This window comes from Aerococcus urinae (genome assembly GCF_001543175.1).
In the GTDB taxonomy this organism is placed as follows: Bacteria; Bacillota; Bacilli; order Lactobacillales; family Aerococcaceae; genus Aerococcus; species Aerococcus urinae.
The window spans coordinates 1,438,731-1,459,111 of record NZ_CP014161.1 but is presented as its reverse complement, the minus strand read 5'-3'; the positions used below and the strand labels follow the sequence as shown (position 1 = coordinate 1,459,111).

Genomic DNA, 20,381 nt, shown 5'->3' with positions numbered 1-20,381 from the left:
AGGGCTTCTTTCAAAGATTTTTTAAATATTATTAGAGAATAGGGATAAAAAATAGCTGAGAAAAGTCATCCCAGCTATTTAATCATTCTACTTTGTTTTTAGTGTTTTGATTTCAGGTAGAAGTAGGTTGAGAATAATCCCTACCATAGCGGCTAGGGCGGTTCCTGAAAGGGTAAAGGCACCTAATTTAAGCACTGCGCCGCCTAGACCGAGAACTAACATGGCACTAGCGATGACCAGGTTACGGACTTGGTTGAAGTTTACCCGAGCTTCAATTAAGACTTTGAGGCCGTTACTTGCAATCACCCCATAGAGGAGGATAGACATGCCACCCAGGACAGCTGATGGAATGGTTGAAATGAGGGCGGTGAATTTACCCAAGCAGCTGAGCATAATCGCCAAAAGAGCGGCATTACGGATAACGGAAACTGAAGCCACTCGGGTGAGGCCGATGACTCCGGTGTTTTCTCCGTAAGTGGTATTGGCAGGTCCTCCTAGGAAGGCAGAAACCGAAGTCGCAATCCCGTCCCCCATCAAGGTACGGTGGAGTCCAGGATTCTTGAGAAATTGACGGCCACAAATTTCACTTAAGACGGTATGGTCACCAATATGTTCAGAAATGGTGACTACCGCCACTGGTAAAATCGCAATGGCTTCTGGTCCAAAGTTAAGTTGGTAGCTGTTAAAGAATGGGGTCTTAAAAGGTAGATAGAAATCAGGAATTTCAAACCAAGCAGCGTCAGCCACTGGGCTAATATCTACTAGGCCTAGGCAGGCAGCGACAATGTAACCACCAACTAAACCGATCAAGAAAGGAATCACCCGAATAAATCCCCGACCATAAACGTTAACAAAGGCACAGATCAGAAAAGTGATTAGGGCGGTCAACATTTGTTGCCAGGTCCCGTCTGGAGTGAACCCTGCGTTGGTGACAGCAGATGAGGATAGACTCAAACCGATGACAATGATCATGGGACCGATAACAATTGGAGGCAGGAGGCGGTCAATCCAGCTGCTCCCTAACATTTTAACTAAAAGAGCCACTAAAACATAGATTCCGCCGGCTAGCATGACCCCAGTTTGAGCCGCGGAAATATCGCCACCTAACTGTTCGATAGCGTGGGCCATGGCGCCAATGAAGGCAAAGGATGAGCCCAGATAAACAGGCACCTTATTTTGGGTGGCAAAGTGGTAAATTAAGGTACCAATCCCACTACAGAAGAGAGCGACCGATACCGGTAGACCTAATATTAAGGGAACTAGAATGGTTGCGCCGAACATAGCGAAGACGTGTTGGAAACTTAGAAGCAGTCCCTCACCACGTGGGGGCCGATCCTCGATGTCATAATTCATTTTCATTAAATTTTCTGCTGATGTCATAGTATCTCCTTCCAAAAATCACAAGGGAAATCCCCTAAGCTAAAATAAAGCGGCTAATTTAGGCCAAATCTTCGAAATTATACACCAATACATTAGTCTTGGCAAGGGCTTGGGCAAGAAAATCTACCTTTAATGAATAAGAATAAGCATTTGTCCTCCTACCAATAATCTTGTATACTAGTAAAGAATGAGAATTATTGTCTATTATTGAGGAGTGGCAAGATGAAAATTGGTCAAATAATTAAAGAACAACGCGAGTTAAATAATATTTCCCAAGGACAATTGGCGAGTTATCTAAAAACCACCCAACAAACAGTGTCTAATTGGGAAAATAATAAAAGCTATCCCAACGTGGAAAACTTAATATTATTATCATCGATTTTTGATCAACCGATGGAAGAATTGTTAAATGAAGATATCCAGGATATTTCTGAAGCAACCGGCCGGGTAATTCCAACGCGTTTGGATGATGAAGAAGTGAAGCGCTTTAACTGGAGCCATCTCTTGCTGGGTTTTGGAGCAGGTTGCTTAGTGACCTATTTGCTCAGTCACTTAGGCCAAGAAGACTAGCCGTTTTGTAGCAATACAAACATTTCGATTAATTACCTTTCTAGGCCATGTCAAGTGCCTATATCTATTGGTTGGCTTTTCTATTCCCCCTATTTTCTTGACGGGTTCACTTTGCTGGGAATTTATAAATATTTGAGATAGCTCGTCCAAAGTTTATATCTATGCATTATCTTATGATTTATGTATAATATAAATATAGGATATATGTTTATTAAAAATATTATGATGAGTTGTGTGAAATATTTAGGAGGGGATGAATATGGATACGCATAGAGAAGACCTATCCCTTGATGAAAAAAATATTGCAAGACAACAAGCAAGTATTAAGGCTTCTGATGTGTTGCTAAAAATCCGTCAAGAAAAGGGGCTATCCCAGGCTCAATTAGCGGATATTTCTGGGCGTAAGCAAAGTTATATCTCACGGGTTGAATCACGTCAACAAAATATTAGTTTAGGTACCCTACAAGAAATCGTTAATGCTGTAGGCGGCCATCTCGTTGTCGATGTGCATTTCTAAAACTGATATCAAAGACGGAATCGCTAGGTGCGTAAAACCTTGAAACAACAAATAACTAGAATCTAATCTAGGGATTTGTTGTTTTTTAATATTATAAATTGATAGGGTTACTGCTTAACTATTCAATGACTACCATTAAATGCTCAAAGTGATCTCGGAAAACAGGGGACTCTTTTGTAAAAGCAGGGTAAAAATTAGGTAAAAAGGCAGATGTAAGCGCTTAAAAGAAAGCTTTGTAAATTCCTGGTAAAGAATAGATTAGTTTTAAGTAAAGATAGTCTTTACTTGAGAAATATATGCTATCTTAAAAATGGTTTCTCAAATCGAGAAATAATACGATGAAGGAGTACCAGAAATGTTGGAAAATACGTCGCTAACGTCTTGCCATATGTCCCCGTCTCAAGTGGGAGAAGATCCTACTGCTGTAAATATCAGTGAGGCCCAATCTCTAGAGTCACCAGCTAAGCCGACTCTAGCTAATGAGGTCCCAGAAGCCACTCGGTCATCTGACAATTCTTCCCTTATTTCAAATAAGGATAGTGACCACTGCCAGCACTATGCCTTGAATTTACCACATAAGTATCTTTCTTTAGTAGAGGCTGACGACCTGGTTAGAGCCTATCGGATAGCTCAGGAAGTACCGCGGACTATCGGGCATTTTCGGGAGGATACCCTCATGGTTTTAGAAGTCAAAGGCCGTCTGCTGAAAAATCACACAGATAAAGCCTATTTAAAGGGGTCTTTGATCTTAACCAGTGAGGGCCTCTTATACCGGAGTCAGTGTACTTTGGATCAATTATTAAAATCAACCCTAAAAACGCAAATGGCTGATCGACTGGTTCAAGAGCCAGTGGATCTGGGAAATACTTGGCTTAGACCTTTCTTTTTGGGAAAACATTTATTAATGCCGCTACGTTACCGAAACCAAAATTTTCACGGCTACTTAAACCTCAACTTGGTGAAATACTTTCACTTTTTCCCGGTAGGAGGCCGACCGGTAACTATTGAAACGGTTGCATCGACTTCCTTAGTTTTACCGGTTAAAAATGTACAAATCAAAGCCCAACTTGAATTTGCCTACCACTTGTGGCAGAGTTATTATCTAGACCTCCTATCGAATCCTTTAATTGAGGACCCGATAGAGAAAATGCAGTCTTATTTATTTTTCAAAGAATATTATCAGGAACAGCAAAGTGAAAAAAGTCTGAGCTAGAACAATTATTGAAATCTAGCCCAGACTAAGCGTATGGAATGGTGGAAACATGCTAGAAGATAATCAGCCAGTAAAATTAAGTGAGATCAGTCCGGAGAAAAAGTCCCGCCAAAGAAGAGTCAGAGCCCTAGCCGATGAAAGTGACCAACTGACCAGGCCGAAAAGGAATACTAAAAAAAGCGGCTATCGTCCTAGGAAATCGGTCGCTTCCTCTGGCCGAAGAGACTTAGACCATGACCAGGAGAGGGTCTTAGCAGGTAAGATTACCATGATCGAAGCTCAAAAGCGCCATAAGAAACGCTATAATGTCTACCTTGACGGTGATTTTGCTTTTGGGCTTAGTGAAGATACCCTAGTTCGTTATGCCCTGTCTAAGGGGCAGTACTTAAGCCAAGAGGAAAGCAAAAATATCCTGGCCAGCGAACGCGATAACCGGGCCTATCAGATTGCCCTAAACTATTTAAGCCATAGTTTACGGTCAAAAAAGCAAGTTAGCCAACGCTTAGCTAAGGAAGACTATTCCCAAGCGACTATTGATAAGGTCATGGGGAAATTGGAAGACTTATCCCTAGTTAACGACCTCTATTACGGTCAGTCTTATACCCGGACGGCTAAGACGATCAACCGAAAAGGTCCCAAGGTGATTGCTATGGAACTGAAGGAAAAGGGCCTTAGTGAAGACACCATTGACCAAGCCTTGCTGGAGTATAGTGAGGCTGATCAAATGGAAAATGCTCAACACTTGGCTAAAAAGAAGTTGCCTAGCTTACTTAGAAAGAATTCCAACCTAAAGGCACGGGAGAAATTACAGCAATTCCTCTATAAGAAGGGTTACAATAATGACTTAATTAGCCAAGTTTTATCCCAACTAAAAGAGTCTGACCAGCTCGACCGTGATGAGGGTGCGGCTTTAAATAAGTATTTTAAGCGCTATTGGAAGAAGTACCGGAATTTGGATGAGAAAGAACGACGTTTCAAAGTAAAAACCATGCTTTTTGGCCGTGGCTTTAAGAGTGAAGCTATCGATGCGGCTATAAGGCAGGCAGAGGAAGAAGGAGAACTGTGAGCGGAAGTAATCAAGATTTCTCCCCTAAGGATTGGCTCGGACAATCAGCCATTGTTGATTTAGGGCCGACCATTGCGGGAGTTGAAGTCTGGGGAGAACAAACCAACCAAGCTTTTCGAAAAACCTTGTTTGATTGGTATGATAGGGAGGGCCGCCACTTGCCTTGGCGGGAGAGTAAGGACCCTTACCGAATTTGGATATCAGAGATTATGTTGCAGCAAACCCAGGTCAATACTGTTATTCCTTACTACCAACGCTTTTTACAAGCCTTTCCCACCGTCGAGGACCTGGCAGCGGCAGAAGAAGATGACTTACTGAAACTTTGGGCCGGACTAGGTTATTACTCTAGAGCTAAAAACCTCCATCGGGCAGCTCAGGAGATTGCGAATGACTATGGAGGTCAATTTCCCCGAACCGCTAAGGAACTGAAGAAACTTTCCGGGATTGGACCTTATACGGCTGGCGCCATTGCTTCTATTGCATTTGGCCAGGCCGTACCCGCTATTGATGGCAATGCCATGCGAGTTTTCAGCCGCCTTTTTACTATTAATGCTGATATTAGCCGGCAAAAGAACCATGCTATTTTCCGTGAAGTAGTGACTTATGTGATGGGCAATGAGCGGCCAGGGGACTTTAACCAGGCCCTAATGGACTTGGGGAGTAGTTACGAGACCGCTAAGAAGCCTCTTAGTGATATTAGTCCCATCAAAGACTTTAACCTAGCTACCTTAACCGGAACCGAGTTGGATTATCCGGTGAAATTATCCAAGACCAAGTCCAAAACTATTCACTACCAAGCACTCTTGCTGGAGAATAGTCAAGGCCAGTACCTGATTGAAAAGCGTCCCAGCCAAGGTCTCTTGGCTAATTTGTGGACGGTTCCGCTTTTTGAAGTGGCTGACCAAGGAGCAAGTGACCAGCAAGAGGAAGAAGAGCGCCAGCCTTACCAAAACCTGGTTGCTGAAGCAGAGGCAGTTTATGATGTTAGACCAGTCGTGATGAAAAAATCGATAGGCCATGTCCGGCATGTCTTTTCTCACCGACTTTGGGAAATTGACCTCTACTATGCTAAATTATCCCCCGCAGCCGAAAAACGCTGGCAAGACCAAGAGGATAGTGACTGGGTTTTCTCGCATGACCTTAACCAGCATGCTTATCCTACCGTTCAAATGAACATTTGGCAGGGCTTAAAAGACTATCTGGCTGAATAAAAAAACGTCGACCACTCTATGGTGTCGACGTTTTTTATCAAGACTTTAACTACTTGAAAAGGTATAGCGCATCACGCTATCTGCTTAATCATCACAGTCTGATGATCTTATTACGACTGAATCCGCTTTTTCTTCTTATATTTGTAGCTTTTCTTCCGCCGTTTAAGGCGTTGGGTCAGCTGACAGTAGCGTTCGTACCAGAGATCGACATAAGGTTTTGAAAAGGGACCTCTTTCTTCCTCGATCCAACGTACTAACTCTTTGAGATGGCTTTTAATGATTATATCTAATTCTTTAGAATAATGCATTTCATGACCATGCTCTAAATACTCGTCAATATCTAACAGGCGTTTTTCCCCATCTGGGAAAATTTTAATATCTAAATCATAGTCGATATACTTCAAGGCTTCTTCATCAATGACGTAAGGAGAAGCTAGGTTACTATAATATGAGACACCGTTCTGCCTTAACATGGTGACAATATTGAACCAATATTTTTTATGAAAATAGAGTAAAGCGGGTTCACGTGTCACCCAACGGCGACCATCAGATTCGGTAACAAGAGTGTGGTCGTTACAAGCAATAATACTTTGTTCGCTTGTTTTTAAGACCAAACAGTCGCGCCATGTTCGATGGAGTGAGCCGTCATGTTTATAACTTTTGACTGTGATGAATTCTCCTTCTTTTGGATGATACATCACATGACCTACTTTCTTCACTTGGAAAAACCAAAGTCAAAAATAGTATAACATAGCTTAAGGAATAGTGTATAGGTAAAATATTTTTTTCTCGTTTTTGAATCTGTCTCATGTTACAATCTTTTAAGAAGAAGGAGAGGAGCAAGTTAGATGAACACATCTAGAGATCAACAGCGTAAGATAGCTATTATTGCGACAATAATTACTGTCCTACTAGTGGCTGCTTTTTACCTGATTGGTAAGCAAAGACAAGCAGGGCAAAGTAATGTCGCCTATGAGTCAAAAAGCCAAGCAAGTAGCCAGGTAGAAAGTCAAGCGCCCAAAGCCAGTGATCACAGTCAGGCAGCTAAGCGTTTTGAAGACAAGCGTCAAGAAGCGACTCTTAGCGATTATTTAGCCTATATTAACCAAGCCGGGACCCAAGCTAAAGTGGCTACGGTTAAGGTTCAAGGGGAAAGCGATCAATGGCTAAGTGAATATATCAAGTCCAAAGGCCAAGCAGGAGACTTGGATTTAAACGTTCAAGCTTATGACTATGCGGGCCATAGTAGCCAGTCCTTATTAACGAGCGATTTGGTTGATCAAGTGGCTAAGGAAAAACCACATTTATTAATTCTTCCCTTGACCAGTGAAGTTGACTTTGCCCAAGGGCGAAGCTTTGAAGATACCCTGGTTAATTTGAAACAAGTCTACGGCCATCTGCGGATTGCTTCCCCAGAAACTAATATTGTTTTCCTGGCTTTACCATCCTATAGTGAAGCGGCTAATGGTCAGGGCACATACGGGAGCTTCTTAGTCCGCTTAATCCAAGCCTTAGAAGAGTCTCATATAAATATCATGGACCTTAATAAGGCTTTCGAAGCGAAGAACTTTGCCCCTGAGAAGATCTATGACCAAGAGTCAGGTCTGTTCAATGACCAAGGCTTTAAAGGCTTAGCAGATCTCTTTGGTCAAGCCTTGCAGGAAGAACCCTTTGACCTAAGTCACGGCTTCCAAGGCAAAAATGATGACAAGGCTGCCTTAGAAGAATCCATGGCTAAGGAAAGTCAAAGTATTAGAGATAAGAAGCAAGCGGAGGCCCAAGAAGCCCAAGCGGCCCAAGCTGAGGCTGAAGCAGCGGCTGCTCGTCAAAGCCAAGCCGCTGAGTCACAAAGACAAGAAGAAGCCAAGCAAAGAGAAGCGGCTCAAGCGGAAGCGGACCGCCAAGCTCAAGCAGCCCAAAGGCAACAACAGCAACAGCAGTCCCAAGTGGCGCCTAACCAACAACCAGCCAATGGCCAAGGTCAGGCTCCAGCTCCTCAAGCGCCAGCTGCTGGGAATAATAATCCAGCTCCGGCCAACCCCTATGGTGGACAGGGACAATAGATTCATCGTTTAATCCTTGCCTCAGTCATTTTGAAGGAGGATTAAAACATTAGCAGTCAGCTCTTAGCTAGCAATTGCCTAAGAGCTGACTGCTTTTTTATGGTTTGTTTCAATAGCCAAGATAGCTAAATGCGCCCATCCTGGTTATAATGAAGGAGAAGATGAGTGAGTAAGAAGAATATAAAGAGGTCATTAAGTGAAAAATCAACTAGAAGAACGTTTAGATAAAGTCCTCCAGGGAATCTCTCCCCAAGGCTCCAGCTTAGACCAAGCCATGGATGACCTGGTCAGAGACCCAGAATTCGATGCCTATTTTGCTAGTCAAGCCCGGTTAGGAACTAACTACCAAGCAGAGGCGACTAGTTTTCATCTCTGGGCGCCCCTAGCCAGTGAAGTTAGCCTGCTCATTTACCAGGACTTATATAGTAATCAACAAGCCCAATATCCTATGCAACGTCAAGAACGAGGTGTTTTTAGTCTAGATCTTCCTGGTGATTGGCACAATACTGCCTACCTTTATAAGGTGTCCTTCCCTAATGGGAAGACCAATTTTACGAGAGACCCTTATGCCATTGGAGCAACTCAGAATAGCCAGCGCAGTGTGGTAGTTGATTTAGCTCGGACTAACCCCACAGGTTGGGACCAAGACCAATCGCCAGCTCTAAAGAGTCTTTCTCAAGCCGTGATTTATGAAGCGAGTGTGAGAGATTTGACTAGTGCGGATAATTCAGGCGTCAAGCCCAAGTTGCGGGGGAAATTTCTGGGCCTAAGTCAAAAAGAAACTAAAACGCCCCAAGGACAGACTACTGGCCTTGACTATCTGAAGGACTTAGGAATCAGCCACCTCCAGCTCCTGCCCATGGCTGACTTTAAGACGGTGATTGAAGGCATCGAGGATGGCGATAATTATAATTGGGGTTACGATCCTGCTGATTACAATGTTCCTGAAGGTTCTTATGCCACGGATTCTGCTGACCCCATCTGCCGGATTAAAGAAATGAAAACTATGGTCCAATCCCTCCACCAAGCGGGCATTCGTGTGATTATGGATGTGGTCTACAACCATGTCTATGATTACTTAAACCACCCCCTGCAACTAACTGTCCCTAACTATTATTTTCGTCGCGATCCCGATGGCACCATTAGTAATGGGACGGGCGTGGGGAATGATACCGCCTCAGAAAGAAGGATGATGCGAGAGTATATTGTCCGCTCGGTATGCTATTGGGCCAAGGAGTACCATATTGATGGTTTTCGCTTTGACTTAATGGGGATCCATGACGTCAAGACCATGAATAAAGTCCGCCAAGCTTTAGATGAAATTGATCCAAGCATCCTTATTTTGGGGGAAGGTTGGAACTTAGGCACTTACTTGCCTGATGAAGATAAAGCTTGCCTAGTCAATGCCTATAAAACTCCCCGGATTGCTTATTTTGACGACCATTTTCGTGACAGTGTCAAGGGGTCTGACCAAGGGGAGGGCAGGGATACCGGCTATGCTAGTGGTAAGTTTTCTGTGGAGCGGACGCTCTTAGCCAGTTTTTTAGGTGGGGAGCGGTTGAATAAGTTGGCTATTAACGTCAAATCGCCTTTGCAATTGGTTAAATATGTAGCAGCCCATGATAACTGGACATTATGGGATAAACTAGCCATTAGCCACAGCTTTGAAAGCCAAGCCAAGCGGCAAAAGCGACAACTACTCGCCAATAGCCTCGTCCTTTTAAGTCAAGGCATCCCTTTCTTGCATGCTGGCCAAGAATTCTTCCGGACTAAGCAAGGTGTCCGTAATTCCTACCGCCATGGGGACCGTATCAACCAGATTGACTGGTCCTTACGCAATAAACACCAGGATGCTGTGAACTATCTGAGTGATTTGATTCGTTTTCGCCAGGTTCACCCAGTCTTTCACCTGACTGATTTTGAAAGCATTGACCAGGCGGTGGAGGTTTTGAAGGCAGATTTTCAAATTATTGCTCTTCTTTACCATGGAGAAGACACTGATTACCTGCTGGTATTTAATGGGCAGACCAATACCATTAGTTTTACCCTGCCTGAGGGTGACTGGCAGGTTCTGGCTGAAAATTATCATTTCCGCTCTGCTGATGAAGAGAAGTCCTTATTAAGTAGTGAACATCCTCTTGTTGTTGAGGAACTTTCGCTAAGCATTTTGAAACAGCAAGGATCAGAAAAAGCTTAGCCAATTTCTTGGAAAAAAGAAAAACTCGAGCCTATCCAAGTTCGGTTATCTACCGACTGATCTGCTCGAGTCTTTTTAACTGTTTAATTTATCTTTTAGCGCGTAGTGGTCATGGTCTTCTTCGTGATGGGTATGGTAGGAACGGACTAGGGTATTGAGATGGATGAGAGAACTCTCGACCTTAATCATGGCCCCCGTGATTAAGATTAAGGAGTTGCTCTTCTCAATCCGGTAGTTCAAGGATTCTGTTTCTGGGCCTCTATTGAGGTCGGTTTCCTTGATGATATGATTCATCAACTCCTGGCGGCGAATCTTAGTCGGCTGGAAGAAGTTGACTTCAGCCGGTGAGATGCGGCCGTCAAATTTAAGGAAGATCTGCTCATGGGCGGCACAGAGGGTTTCAATTCGCTCACGTATTTGAATCCGCAGGTCATCATCAATCACAAAGAGAATATTAGTATGGGTGTGGATAGTATGGAGTAAATTAGTCATATCCAATAAAGATTGGATGAAGCTTCGATAAACCACTAGCTGTCGTTTCCTTGATACCCTGCGACTGGCAAACCAAATGGGTTCTTCTTTGGAAAGTTGGAAGAGATCGCGAATATAGTTGATCCGCTTGTAGGCCCAGTCCAAGTCTGAAGTTAGGGAAGAATACTCACCATTTTTTCTCAAGATGGCTCGTAGCCGAATCAATACTTCTGAAGAAGTGTCTGAAATTTCTTTGTAGAGGACATTGTCATACTTCGGTGGCATGATAAAGACATTCACCAAGAAGGAGATGACCACACCGAGGATGTTTTCAATCACCCGGGAAGTCGCAATACCGATTAAGTCATTGACGTTATCCACGGGCTGTAGCATGATGATAACTACGGTAATTGTGGCCAGGGAGATCACGTCTTGGAGTTGAATGGCATTCATAATAGCGATAAAAATAATGACGGTCAGACCAACCACAATGGGACTATTTCCAAAGAAGTAAGACATGACCACGGCGGTTAAACCACCTAAGAAAGCAGCGGCGCCCCGCCTAAATAGGGTATACCAGGTTTTTTTGACGGATTGTTGCAGCCCGAGAACCGCAACAAATGTCGGTTGCATAATCTCAATATGGGGTAGGAGGCTAGAGATAACCATGGCTAGCATGACGCCAATGCCGGTTTTTATCGTGCGAGCACCTAATTTCATTGGTTTTTAATCGTCCTTTTCTATTTTAATCGATACCATTAAGACCTTGAATTACTATATAGCATAGCATGATTTTCTTCAATAAGCATAAGTGAGAATTTTAACAACTTAAGGGAAAAATATGATATTTTACAGGCTTTCAATTATAATTAGCTAAAGGGCTGATGGAAAGGAAGACAACATATGGATTATGAGCAATTATATGTCGATGCGGTCGCTTATCTGCGTGAACGCCGTATTCGCCTAACCTCCCCACGAAAAAAAATACTAAAACATTTGATTGTGGCTGACCATCATCCTACTGCCGAACAAGTCTATCAAGAGCTCTCCCAGGAGGATCAATCGGTGAGCTTGGCGACTGTGTATAATACCTTGAATATCTTTACCGATATTAATCTCGTCAAGGAAGTACGTGCCAATGATGGGGCTACGCATTTCGATTTCTTCTTGAAAAAGCACTATCACATTATTTGTCAAAACTGCGGGAAAATTGTCGATGTCTATTATCCCGATGCGGCTAAAGTCGAACAAGCCCTAACTGAAGTGGAAGACTATGCGGTAGAAGCCACTCAATTTGAAATTACCGGTCACCACCTGGAGTTCTACGGCATCTGCCCTGACTGCCAAGACTTAGACTAGTTATGGGTTAGGAGCCTTGGGTTAAGAAGAAAAAGGCTATCTTGGGATAGCCTCCAGCTTACTTAACTATTGAATACTTTACTATAACTTGAAATTTAGGAGACTTGCCCGCTGGCTTACTTGCCTTTGGCTTTTTGGCAAGCAGCGATGACCGCTTCCATGGCAGCGGTTCGTAAGCCTTTTTCCTCTGCCTTACGGACGCATTCAATGGAGGTGCCAGCAGGTGAGCAGACCGCATCCTTTAGTTGGCCGGGATGTTGTCCAGTTTCTACCACCATCGCTGCAGCCCCCAGGACGGTTTGAGCAGCTAAGCTTTGGGCTTGAGACCGGGGAAGGCCTTGTTGACAGCCGGCGTCTGACATGGCTTCGATTAGCATGTAGACAATGGTGGGACTGGAACCAGACAGTCCCGTGATGGTTGCAAACTGATCTTCATGGACTTCAGCAACTAAGCCTAGACCTTGGAACAAGTCTTTAATTGCTTGACAGTCCCTAGCGGAAACCTGGTCATTAGCAGTCATAGCAATCACGCCTTGGCCGATTTTCACGGCAGTGTTTGGCATGATCCGGACGATAGCGGCTTGGTCGCCGAGAATTGCCCCTGCTTGTTCTAGACTATAACCAGCTGCTACGGTGACGATAACGGCATCCGCTTTGAGGCTGTTCTTAATTTCGTCCAACACCTGGTCCATTAGATAAGGTTTCACTGCCACAATGACGAGGTCAGCTCCTTGGACACAAGTTTGGTTATTAGTTGAGCAGCTAATGGCCAAATTTTGAGCAACTTTATCTGCGCTCGCTTGGCTAGCAGTAGCAGCCTTAATCTCTAACTGTGCTTGATGATCACTAGATTGTAAGCCAGCGATGAGGGCTTGGCCCATATTTCCAGCTCCAATAACGGCAATGGTTTTCATAGTTACGCACTCCTATCACTTACAAGTATTTTCTGAAAATATCATAGCAGAAAGGAACCCCTTCATGCGCTCTTCTTTAAAAAATATTTTAACTTCTGCCTATGTCTATCGCCAAAGACGCTCACTCAACACTTTTGGGATGGTAGTAGTCATTCTTGTCCTAAGTTTAATTTTAACCTTACCCTTTGCTTTAGGTTTTCAGGGGGTAAATAATGAGGTCTTTGACCAATCTTACCAAGAATTACTAGCTGATTTTCCCAGTCAGCGTGTTGACCAGAAGCTAAAGGACTATGCACTCCAAGAAGGGCAATTAGTCTCACGAGAGGGTTCTGAGGAGAGAGAACAAAAGCTCGATGAGCCAGCAATAAGTATTGGGTTTTTACCTGAACTGGAAGAATTAGACACTCTTTTTCTGAATAATCCCTCGGCCTTTATCTTTCTAGAAGATATGATGGTCTATCAGCCTCGGGAAGGCGATGACTTTTCCGCACCTTATAATAGAAACACACAGACCAAGCTAAGTAGTCAGGAATTGCTGGAACAGTTCTATCAAAACTATCAGAAAAATTATCGTAAGAACCAGAAATACTTATTCGTCGGCATGCGTCATATTCTCTTTTTACTGTTTCTTATCTTATATAGCCTATTAGCTGCTGTGGTTCTGAACCGCTTGCGGCTAGCTCAGCGCTTTGATTTTTATAATCTGAAGGAGTGCTACGGCGCCAGTTTACTCTCATTAATTCTACCTAGCCTCCTGGCAAGCTTATGGGGCTACTTTCACTTAAATAATCGTCTAATGGCACTTCTAGTGATCCTATTTAGTATCGGACAGCTCATTATGGCTTATCATTTTACCGGTTTTAAGGAAAAGAGCTTGCCTAAATAGGGATAGGACTAGTATTTATGTAGGATATGAATAGCTAAGAGTAATTAATTATGAAAAAAGTTGGAGAAAGTTATTGACAATCAATGGGGGACTTGGTATTCTATAAAAGTTGTTTCTCACAAGAAATGATTTGTTCCTTAAAACACTTAAGAAAATAAATCAAAAAACTTGTTGACAAACAACTTAGTAATAAGCTATAATAATTCTTGCTGGTCAAACAAAATTGATCGAAATCTTAATTCGTCCACCAGCTTTAAACGCTTCAAAAAACTTTTCAAAAAAGTTGTTGACAAACATTCAAAAGCTATGGTATACTAATTAAGTCGCTGTCACAGAAGGCAGTAAGATTAGACCTTTGAAAACTGAACAAAGAAGACGAACCAAATGTGTAGGGCATCAACATTTTGTTGATGAACCAACAATTCAAACAATAAGTCTAGACCAGACTATAACTAGTCAGCAAACAAATGAGCTATCAACGCTCATGATTCTTTCATGAGAGTTTGATCCTGGCTCAGGACGAACGCTGGCGGCGTGCCTAATACATGCAAGTCGAGCGAACCGACGAAGTGCTTGCACTTCTGACGTTAGCGGCGGACGGGTGAGTAACACGTAAGGAACCTACCGATAAGCGGGGGACAACATCCGGAAACGGGTGCTAATACCGCATAGGAAAGGTCACCGCATGGTGACCTTTGGAAAGACGGCTTTGCTGTCACTTATCGATGGCCTTGCGGTGCATTAGCTCGTTGGTGGGGTAACGGCCTACCAAGGCAATGATGCATAGCCGACCTGAGAGGGTAATCGGCCACATTGGGACTGAGACACGGCCCAAACTCCTACGGGAGGCAGCAGTAGGGAATCTTCCGCAATGGGCGCAAGCCTGACGGAGCAACGCCGCGTGAGTGAAGAAGGTTTTCGGATCGTAAAGCTCTGTTGTAAGAGAAGAACAAATTGGAGAGTAACTGCTCCAGTCTTGACGGTATCTTACCAGAAAGCCACGGCTAACTACGTGCCAGCAGCCGCGGTAATACGTAGGTGGCAAGCGTTGTCCGGATTTATTGGGCGTAAAGGGGGCGCAGGCGGTTTCTTAAGTCTGATGTGAAAGCCCACGGCTTAACCGTGGAAGTGCATTGGAAACTGGGGAACTTGAGTACAGAAGAGGAAAGTGGAACTCCATGTGTAGCGGTGGAATGCGTAGATATATGGAAGAACACCAGTGGCGAAGGCGACTTTCTGGTCTGTCACTGACGCTGAGGCCCGAAAGCGTGGGTAGCAAACAGGATTAGATACCCTGGTAGTCCACGCCGTAAACGATGAGTGCTAGGTGTTGGAGGGTTTCCACCCTTCAGTGCCGGAGTTAACGCATTAAGCACTCCGCCTGGGGAGTACGGCCGCAAGGCTGAAACTCAAAGGAATTGACGGGGACCCGCACAAGCGGTGGAGCATGTGGTTTAATTCGAAGCAACGCGAAGAACCTTACCAAGTCTTGACATCCTTTGACCACTCTAGAGATAGAGCTTTCCCTTCGGGGACAAAGTGACAGGTGGTGCATGGTTGTCGTCAGCTCGTGTCGTGAGATGTTGGGTTAAGTCCCGCAACGAGCGCAACCCTTATTGTTAGTTGCCAGCATTAAGTTGGGCACTCTAGCGAGACTGCCGGTGACAAACCGGAGGAAGGCGGGGATGACGTCAAATCATCATGCCCCTTATGACTTGGGCTACACACGTGCTACAATGGATGGTACAACGAGCAGCGACCTTGTGAAAGCAAGCGAATCTCTTAAAGCCATTCTCAGTTCGGATTGTAGTCTGCAACTCGACTACATGAAGCCGGAATCGCTAGTAATCGCGGATCAGCACGCCGCGGTGAATACGTTCCCGGGTCTTGTACACACCGCCCGTCACACCACGAGAGTTTGTAACACCTGAAGTCGGTGAGGTAACCTTTGGAGCCAGCCGCCGAAGGTGGGACAGATGATTGGGGTGAAGTCGTAACAAGGTAGCCGTAGGTGAACCTGCGGCTGGATCACCTCCTTTCTAAGGATATATTCGGAATACATATTTGAGTCTTCTTTGTTTAGTTTTGAGAGGTCTAACTCTCTATTGTTCTTTGAAAACTGAATACTATCATAACATTCCGTATTTCTATTTTTTGCGAGATAGAAATGTCAATAAACCAATTTTACCAAGCGTAAAAACCGAAAAAGAAAGAGTTTTAAAACTTTTCGCATCATACAACTTAACCGGTGGTTAAGTGAATAAGGGCGTACGGTGAATGCCTTGGCACTAGGAGCCGATGAAGGACGGGACGAACACCGATATGCTTCGGGGAGCTGTAAGTAAGCTTTGATCCGGAGATTTCCGAATGGGGGAACCTCATTGTTTTAATCGACAATGGTCCACTCAGTGAACACATAGTTGAGCGGACGGTAGACGTGGTGAACTGAAACATCTCAGTAGCCACAGGAAGAGAAAGAAAAATCGATTTCCCGAGTAGCGGCGAGCGAAACGGAAAGAGGCCAAACCAGCGTGCTTGCATGCTGGGGTTGTAGGACTGATGGACGGGAGTGAATGAGCTAGTCGAACGCCATGGAAAGGGCGATCAGAGAGGGTGACAATCCCGTAGGCGAAAGCTCAGCCACCTCATTCAGTATCCTGAGTACGGCGGTACACGTGAAATTCCGTCGGAATCCGCCAGGACCATCTGGCAAGCCTAAATACTCCCTAGTGACCGATAGTGAACCAGTACCGTGAGGGAAAGGTGAAAAGCACCCCGGAAGGGGAGTGAAAGAGTACCTGAAACCGTATGCCTACAAGCAGTCAGAGCCCGTTAAGGGGTGATGGCGTACTTTTTGTAGAACGGACCGGCGAGTGACGATAGCAAGCAAGGTTAAGCTGAAGAAGCGGAGCCACAGCGAAAGCGAGTCTGAAGAGGGCGTTGAGTTTGTTGTCGTCGACCCGAAACCAAGTGATCTACTCATGTCCAGGCTGAAGGTGTGGTAAAACACACTGGAGGGCCGAACCCACGTCTGTTGAAAAAGGCGGGGATGAGGTGTGGGTAGCGGTGAAATTCCAATCGAACTTGGAGATAGCTGGTTCTCTCCGAAATAGCTTTAGGGCTAGCCTCGGATGATGACTATTGGAGGTAGAGCACTGTTTGATCGAGGGGTCCATCCTGGATTACCGACATCTGATAAACTCCGAATGCCAAATAGTTTAGTCCGGGAGTCAGACTGCGAGTGATAAGATCCGTAGTCGAAAGGGAAAGAGCCCAGACCACCAGCTAAGGTCCCAAAGTTTCAGTTAAGTGGAAAAGGATGTGGGGTTGCTTAGACAACTAGGATGTTGGCTTAGAAGCAGCCATCATTGAAAGAGTGCGTAATAGCTCACTAGTCGAGTGACCCTGCGCCGAAAATGTACCGGGGCTAAACTGAACACCGAAGCTGTGGATCCGTAGGATGGTAGGAGAGCGTTCTATAGGCAGAGAAGCATGATCGTGAGGACATGTGGAGCGTATAGAAGTGAGAATGCCGGTATGAGTAGCGAAAGACGGGTGAGAATCCCGTCCACCGAATGACTAAGGTTTCCTGGGGAAGGCTCGTCCTCCCAGGGTTAGTCGGGACCTAAGCCGAGACCGAAAGGGATAGGCGATGGACAACAGGTTGAGATTCCTGTACTTGTTTGATTTGTTTGAGCGATGGAAGGACACAGAAGGCTAAGCGGAGCGCGGAGATGGAAAAACGCGTCCAAGCAATGAGTGAGAAGGTGAGTGAAAGGCTTGCCTCAGATTTCATGAGTTGTGACGGGGAGGGAAATAAAGTACCGAAGCCGCCGACGTCACGCTGTCAAGAAAAATTTCTAGTGAGAATCAAACAACCCGTACCGCAAACCGACACAGGTAGTCGAGTGGAGAACACTAAGGTGAGCGAGCGAACTCTCGTTAAGGAACTCGGCAAAATGACCCCGTAACTTCGGGAGAAGGGGTGCTGACCGCAAGGTCAGCCGCAGTGAATAGGCCCAAGCGACTGTTTATCAAAAACATAGGTCTCTGCCAAATCGAAAGATGATGTATAGAGGCTGACGCCTGCCCGGTGCTGGAAGGTTAAGAGGAAGGGTTAGCGTATGCGAAGCTCTGAATTGAAGCCCCAGTAAACGGCGGCCGTAACTATAACGGTCCTAAGGTAGCGAAATTCCTTGTCAGGTAAGTTCTGACCCGCACGAAAGGCGTAACGATTTGGGCACTGTCTCAACGAGAGGCTCGGTGAAATTGTAGTACCAGTGAAGATGCTGGTTACCCGCGACAGGACGGAAAGACCCCATGGAGCTTTACTGTAGGTTGATATTGAATGTTTGTGCCACATGTACAGGATAGGTAGGAGCCATCGAAGTCGGGACGCTAGTCTCGATGGAGGCACTGGTGGGATACTACCCTTGTGGGATGACCATTCTAACCCGCGACCATTAGCTGGTCGGGAGACAGTGTCAGTCAGGCAGTTTGACTGGGGCGGTCGCCTCCTAAAGTGTAACGGAGGCGCCCAAAGGTTCCCTCAGAATGGTTGGAAATCATTCGCAGAGTGTAAAGGCAGAAGGGAGCTTGACTGCGAGACCTACAAGTCGAGCAGGGACGAAAGTCGGGCTTAGTGATCCGGTGGTTCCGCATGGAAGGGCCATCGCTCAACGGATAAAAGCTACCCTGGGGATAACAGGCTTATCTCCCCCAAGAGTTCACATCGACGGGGAGGTTTGGCACCTCGATGTCGGCTCATCGCATCCTGGGGCTGAAGTCGGTCCCAAGGGTTGGGCTGTTCGCCCATTAAAGCGGTACGCGAGCTGGGTTCAGAACGTCGTGAGACAGTTCGGTCCCTATCCGTCGCGGGCGTTGGAAATTTGAGAGGAGCTGTCCTTAGTACGAGAGGACCGGGATGGACACACCGCTGGTGTACCAGTTGTTCCACCAGGAGCATGGCTGGGTAGCTATGTGTGGACGGGATAAGCGCTGAAAGCATCTAAGCGTGAAGCCCCCCTCAAGATGAGATTTCCCATACTTTTAAAGTAGTAAGACCCCTGAAAGACGATCAGGTTGATAGGTTTGGAGTGGAAGCTTAGTAATAAGTGGAGCGGATAAATACTAATCGGTCGAGGACTTATCCAAAGGATAAGGTTGTATGAAGGTTTAAGGGGATTATGATAGATTCAGTTTTGAGCGAACAAGCTCAAAAAAATAAATTGTACGGTGACGATGGCAAGAAGGACCCACCTGTATCCATCCCGAACACAGCAGTTAAGCTTCTTAGCGCCGAATGTAGTTGGGGGTTGCCCCCTGTGAGACTAGGACGTTGCCGTGCAATCTTATTTTATTCCGCAATAGCTCAGTTGGTAGTAGCGCTTGACTGTTAATCAAGATGTCGTAGGTTCGAGTCCTACTTGCGGAGTTATGGCGAGTGAGTCCTCAGGCTTTAAGCTATTGGAGAGTTGTCCGAGAGGCCGAAGGAGCACGATTGGAAATCGTGTAAACGGGAGACCGTTTCAAGGGTTCGAATCCCTTACTCTCCGTTTATATTTTGTTGGCCCGTTGGTCAAGCGGTTAAGACACCGCCCTTTCACGGCGGTAACACGGGTTCGATTCCCGTACGGGTCATTACTTTTTAAGAGTAATCAGGAGAATTAGCTCAGCTGGGAGAGCGTCTGCCTTACAAGCAGAATGTCGGGGGTTCGAGCCCCTCATTCTCCATTATTCATATATTGGTCCGGTGGTGTAGGGGTTAACATGCCTCCCTGTCACGGAGGAGATCGCGGGTTCAAATCCCGTCCGGACCGTTCTTATAATGGGGTCCGATAGCTCAGTTGGTAGAGCACTTGATTGAAGCTCAAGGTGTCGGCAGTTCGATTCTGTCTCGGACCATCCATTAGGAGGGATAGCGAAGCGGCCAAACGCAGCGGACTGTAAATCCGTTCCTTCGGGTTCAGAGGTTCGAATCCTCTTCCCTCCATAAAATGATAGCTATTCTCATTTGAGAATAGGGACATAGTTTAACGGTAAAACTACGGTCTCCAAAACCGTCGATCTGGGTTCGATTCCTAGTGTCCCTGTTAAACCTGTTATATATCATATATATGGCGAACGTGGCGAAGTGGTTAACGCATCGGATTGTGGCTCCGACACTCGGGGGTTCGATTCCCCTCGTTCGCCCTTACATTGGGGTATCGCCAAGCGGTAAGGCAACAGACTTTGACTCTGTCATGCGTTGGTTCGAATCCAGCTACCCCAGTTTAATGATTATCATGCTAGTGGTAATTGTTTAGACCTCTTCTTTTAAGAAGAGGTTAGTTTTTAATTAAATATGGCGGTATAGCCAAGGGGTAAGGCACGGGTCTGCAAAACCTTTATCGCCGGTTCAAATCCGGCTACCGCCTTTTATATATAAGCCGGCGTGGCGGAATTGGCAGACGCGCGGGACTCAAAATCCCGTGTCCTCACGGACGTGTGGGTTCGACCCCCACCGCCGGCACTAAAGAAAACGTTGTTATATCA

Annotated in this window: 13 protein-coding genes, 12 tRNA genes and 3 rRNA genes; 24 read left to right on the top strand and 4 right to left on the bottom strand. The window is 45.4% G+C overall.

What is annotated here, in order from left to right:
- Nucleotides 1-87 precede the first annotated feature (87 nt).
- On the bottom strand, nt 88-1,359 hold the full coding sequence (locus AWM73_RS06645) for a uracil-xanthine permease family protein (RefSeq protein WP_370664341.1): 1,272 nt from the start codon (nt 1,357-1,359) through the stop codon (nt 88-90).
- A gap of 243 nt (nt 1,360-1,602) precedes the next feature.
- On the opposite strand from AWM73_RS06645, the gene AWM73_RS06640 reads away from it, so the two are divergent.
- The 5 genes from AWM73_RS06640 to mutY all read left to right on the top strand — a co-directional run bounded on the left by AWM73_RS06640 (nt 1,603) and on the right by mutY (nt 5,957).
- Nucleotides 1,603-1,950 (top strand): helix-turn-helix transcriptional regulator, encoded by a 348-nt coding sequence (locus tag AWM73_RS06640; RefSeq protein WP_060778629.1) that lies wholly within the window; start codon nt 1,603-1,605, stop codon nt 1,948-1,950.
- Between the two features lie 259 nt (nt 1,951-2,209).
- Nucleotides 2,210-2,467, top strand: coding sequence for a helix-turn-helix domain-containing protein (locus AWM73_RS06635; RefSeq protein ID WP_013669101.1), 258 nt, complete (start codon nt 2,210-2,212; stop codon nt 2,465-2,467).
- A gap of 355 nt (nt 2,468-2,822) precedes the next feature.
- Nucleotides 2,823-3,680: a hypothetical protein gene (locus AWM73_RS06630; RefSeq protein ID WP_060778628.1), complete on the top strand. Its 858-nt coding sequence runs from the start codon at nt 2,823-2,825 to the stop codon at nt 3,678-3,680.
- Nucleotides 3,681-3,729: 49 nt separating this feature from the next.
- Nucleotides 3,730-4,746 (top strand): RecX family transcriptional regulator, encoded by a 1,017-nt coding sequence (locus AWM73_RS06625; RefSeq protein ID WP_060778627.1) that lies wholly within the window; start codon nt 3,730-3,732, stop codon nt 4,744-4,746.
- Nucleotides 4,743-5,957: an A/G-specific adenine glycosylase gene (gene mutY / locus AWM73_RS06620; RefSeq protein ID WP_082702879.1), complete on the top strand. Its 1,215-nt coding sequence runs from the start codon at nt 4,743-4,745 to the stop codon at nt 5,955-5,957. The genes AWM73_RS06625 and mutY overlap by 4 nt, the downstream gene beginning before the upstream one ends.
- A gap of 110 nt (nt 5,958-6,067) precedes the next feature.
- Here mutY and AWM73_RS06615 read toward each other — a convergent pair whose 3' ends face one another.
- Nucleotides 6,068-6,655 (bottom strand): DUF402 domain-containing protein, encoded by a 588-nt coding sequence (locus tag AWM73_RS06615; RefSeq protein ID WP_060778626.1) that lies wholly within the window; start codon nt 6,653-6,655, stop codon nt 6,068-6,070.
- 150 nt (nt 6,656-6,805) lie between these two features.
- Between AWM73_RS06615 and AWM73_RS06610 the strand changes: the two genes are divergently transcribed.
- Both AWM73_RS06610 and pulA read left to right on the top strand, forming a co-directional pair.
- Nucleotides 6,806-8,020, top strand: a complete 1,215-nt coding sequence (locus AWM73_RS06610) for a hypothetical protein (protein WP_060778625.1) — start codon at nt 6,806-6,808, stop codon at nt 8,018-8,020.
- Between the two features lie 196 nt (nt 8,021-8,216).
- The gene (pulA, locus tag AWM73_RS06605) at nt 8,217-10,217 is read left to right on the top strand and encodes a type I pullulanase (protein ID WP_060778624.1); all 2,001 of its coding nucleotides are present in this window, start codon (nt 8,217-8,219) and stop codon (nt 10,215-10,217) included.
- 75 nt (nt 10,218-10,292) lie between these two features.
- Here the strand turns inward: pulA and AWM73_RS06600 are convergent, their stop codons facing one another.
- Complete coding sequence (locus AWM73_RS06600) at nt 10,293-11,408, bottom strand: FUSC family protein (protein WP_060778623.1); 1,116 nt, start codon at nt 11,406-11,408, stop codon at nt 10,293-10,295.
- 183 nt (nt 11,409-11,591) lie between these two features.
- On the opposite strand from AWM73_RS06600, the gene AWM73_RS06595 reads away from it, so the two are divergent.
- Nucleotides 11,592-12,047 (top strand): Fur family transcriptional regulator, encoded by a 456-nt coding sequence (locus AWM73_RS06595; protein WP_060778622.1) that lies wholly within the window; start codon nt 11,592-11,594, stop codon nt 12,045-12,047.
- Nucleotides 12,048-12,163: 116 nt separating this feature from the next.
- On the opposite strand, the gene proC is transcribed toward AWM73_RS06595, so the two are convergent.
- Nucleotides 12,164-12,961: a pyrroline-5-carboxylate reductase gene (proC, locus tag AWM73_RS06590; RefSeq protein WP_060778621.1), complete on the bottom strand. Its 798-nt coding sequence runs from the start codon at nt 12,959-12,961 to the stop codon at nt 12,164-12,166.
- Between the two features lie 64 nt (nt 12,962-13,025).
- Here proC and AWM73_RS06585 point away from each other — a divergent pair, with 64 nt between their 5' ends.
- From AWM73_RS06585 to AWM73_RS06510, 16 genes are all read left to right on the top strand, one after another.
- On the top strand, nt 13,026-13,847 hold the full coding sequence (locus AWM73_RS06585; protein ID WP_060778620.1) for a DUF1189 family protein: 822 nt from the start codon (nt 13,026-13,028) through the stop codon (nt 13,845-13,847).
- Between the two features lie 491 nt (nt 13,848-14,338).
- Nucleotides 14,339-15,886: ribosomal RNA gene (locus AWM73_RS06580) — 16S ribosomal RNA — on the top strand.
- A gap of 211 nt (nt 15,887-16,097) precedes the next feature.
- Nucleotides 16,098-19,001, top strand: a 23S ribosomal RNA gene (locus AWM73_RS06575).
- A 77-nt stretch (nt 19,002-19,078) separates the two neighbouring features.
- Nucleotides 19,079-19,194: ribosomal RNA gene (gene rrf / locus AWM73_RS06570) — 5S ribosomal RNA — on the top strand.
- Together the 16S, 23S and 5S rRNA genes with 12 tRNA genes alongside form the textbook arrangement of a ribosomal RNA operon.
- 13 nt (nt 19,195-19,207) lie before the next feature.
- Nucleotides 19,208-19,281, top strand: a tRNA-Asn gene (locus tag AWM73_RS06565).
- Nucleotides 19,282-19,315: 34 nt separating this feature from the next.
- Nucleotides 19,316-19,402, top strand: a tRNA-Ser gene (locus tag AWM73_RS06560).
- Nucleotides 19,403-19,415: 13 nt separating this feature from the next.
- A tRNA-Glu gene (locus AWM73_RS06555) sits at nt 19,416-19,487 on the top strand.
- Nucleotides 19,488-19,507: 20 nt separating this feature from the next.
- Nucleotides 19,508-19,580, top strand: a tRNA-Val gene (locus tag AWM73_RS06550).
- Nucleotides 19,581-19,593: 13 nt separating this feature from the next.
- A tRNA-Asp gene (locus tag AWM73_RS06545) sits at nt 19,594-19,666 on the top strand.
- A 12-nt stretch (nt 19,667-19,678) separates the two neighbouring features.
- A tRNA-Phe gene (locus AWM73_RS06540) sits at nt 19,679-19,751 on the top strand.
- A 7-nt stretch (nt 19,752-19,758) separates the two neighbouring features.
- Nucleotides 19,759-19,839 (top strand) — tRNA-Tyr (locus AWM73_RS06535).
- 29 nt (nt 19,840-19,868) lie between these two features.
- Nucleotides 19,869-19,939: transfer RNA gene (locus AWM73_RS06530), tRNA-Trp, on the top strand.
- 27 nt (nt 19,940-19,966) lie between these two features.
- Nucleotides 19,967-20,039: transfer RNA gene (locus AWM73_RS06525), tRNA-His, on the top strand.
- Nucleotides 20,040-20,046: 7 nt separating this feature from the next.
- Nucleotides 20,047-20,118, top strand: a tRNA-Gln gene (locus AWM73_RS06520).
- Between the two features lie 74 nt (nt 20,119-20,192).
- A tRNA-Cys gene (locus tag AWM73_RS06515) sits at nt 20,193-20,263 on the top strand.
- Between the two features lie 11 nt (nt 20,264-20,274).
- Nucleotides 20,275-20,358: transfer RNA gene (locus AWM73_RS06510), tRNA-Leu, on the top strand.
- Nucleotides 20,359-20,381: the final 23 nt, after the last annotated feature.

Bases quoted from the DNA above. Each gene is read 5' to 3' on its own strand.
- AWM73_RS06585 (WP_060778620.1), top strand. From the start codon at position 13,026: ATGCGCTCTTCTTTAAAAAATATTTTAACTTCTGCCTATGTCTATCGC.
- AWM73_RS06600 (WP_060778623.1), bottom strand. From the start codon at position 11,408: ATGAAATTAGGTGCTCGCACGATAAAAACCGGCATTGGCGTCATGCTA.
- AWM73_RS06635 (WP_013669101.1), top strand. From the start codon at position 2,210: ATGGATACGCATAGAGAAGACCTATCCCTTGATGAAAAAAATATTGCA.
- AWM73_RS06615 (WP_060778626.1), bottom strand. From the start codon at position 6,655: ATGTATCATCCAAAAGAAGGAGAATTCATCACAGTCAAAAGTTATAAA.
- AWM73_RS06595 (WP_060778622.1), top strand. From the start codon at position 11,592: ATGGATTATGAGCAATTATATGTCGATGCGGTCGCTTATCTGCGTGAA.
- AWM73_RS06645 (WP_370664341.1), bottom strand. From the start codon at position 1,359: ATGAAAATGAATTATGACATCGAGGATCGGCCCCCACGTGGTGAGGGA.
- AWM73_RS06610 (WP_060778625.1), top strand. From the start codon at position 6,806: ATGAACACATCTAGAGATCAACAGCGTAAGATAGCTATTATTGCGACA.
- AWM73_RS06640 (WP_060778629.1), top strand. From the start codon at position 1,603: ATGAAAATTGGTCAAATAATTAAAGAACAACGCGAGTTAAATAATATT.
- AWM73_RS06625 (WP_060778627.1), top strand. From the start codon at position 3,730: ATGCTAGAAGATAATCAGCCAGTAAAATTAAGTGAGATCAGTCCGGAG.
- AWM73_RS06630 (WP_060778628.1), top strand. From the start codon at position 2,823: ATGTTGGAAAATACGTCGCTAACGTCTTGCCATATGTCCCCGTCTCAA.
- proC (WP_060778621.1), bottom strand. From the start codon at position 12,961: ATGAAAACCATTGCCGTTATTGGAGCTGGAAATATGGGCCAAGCCCTC.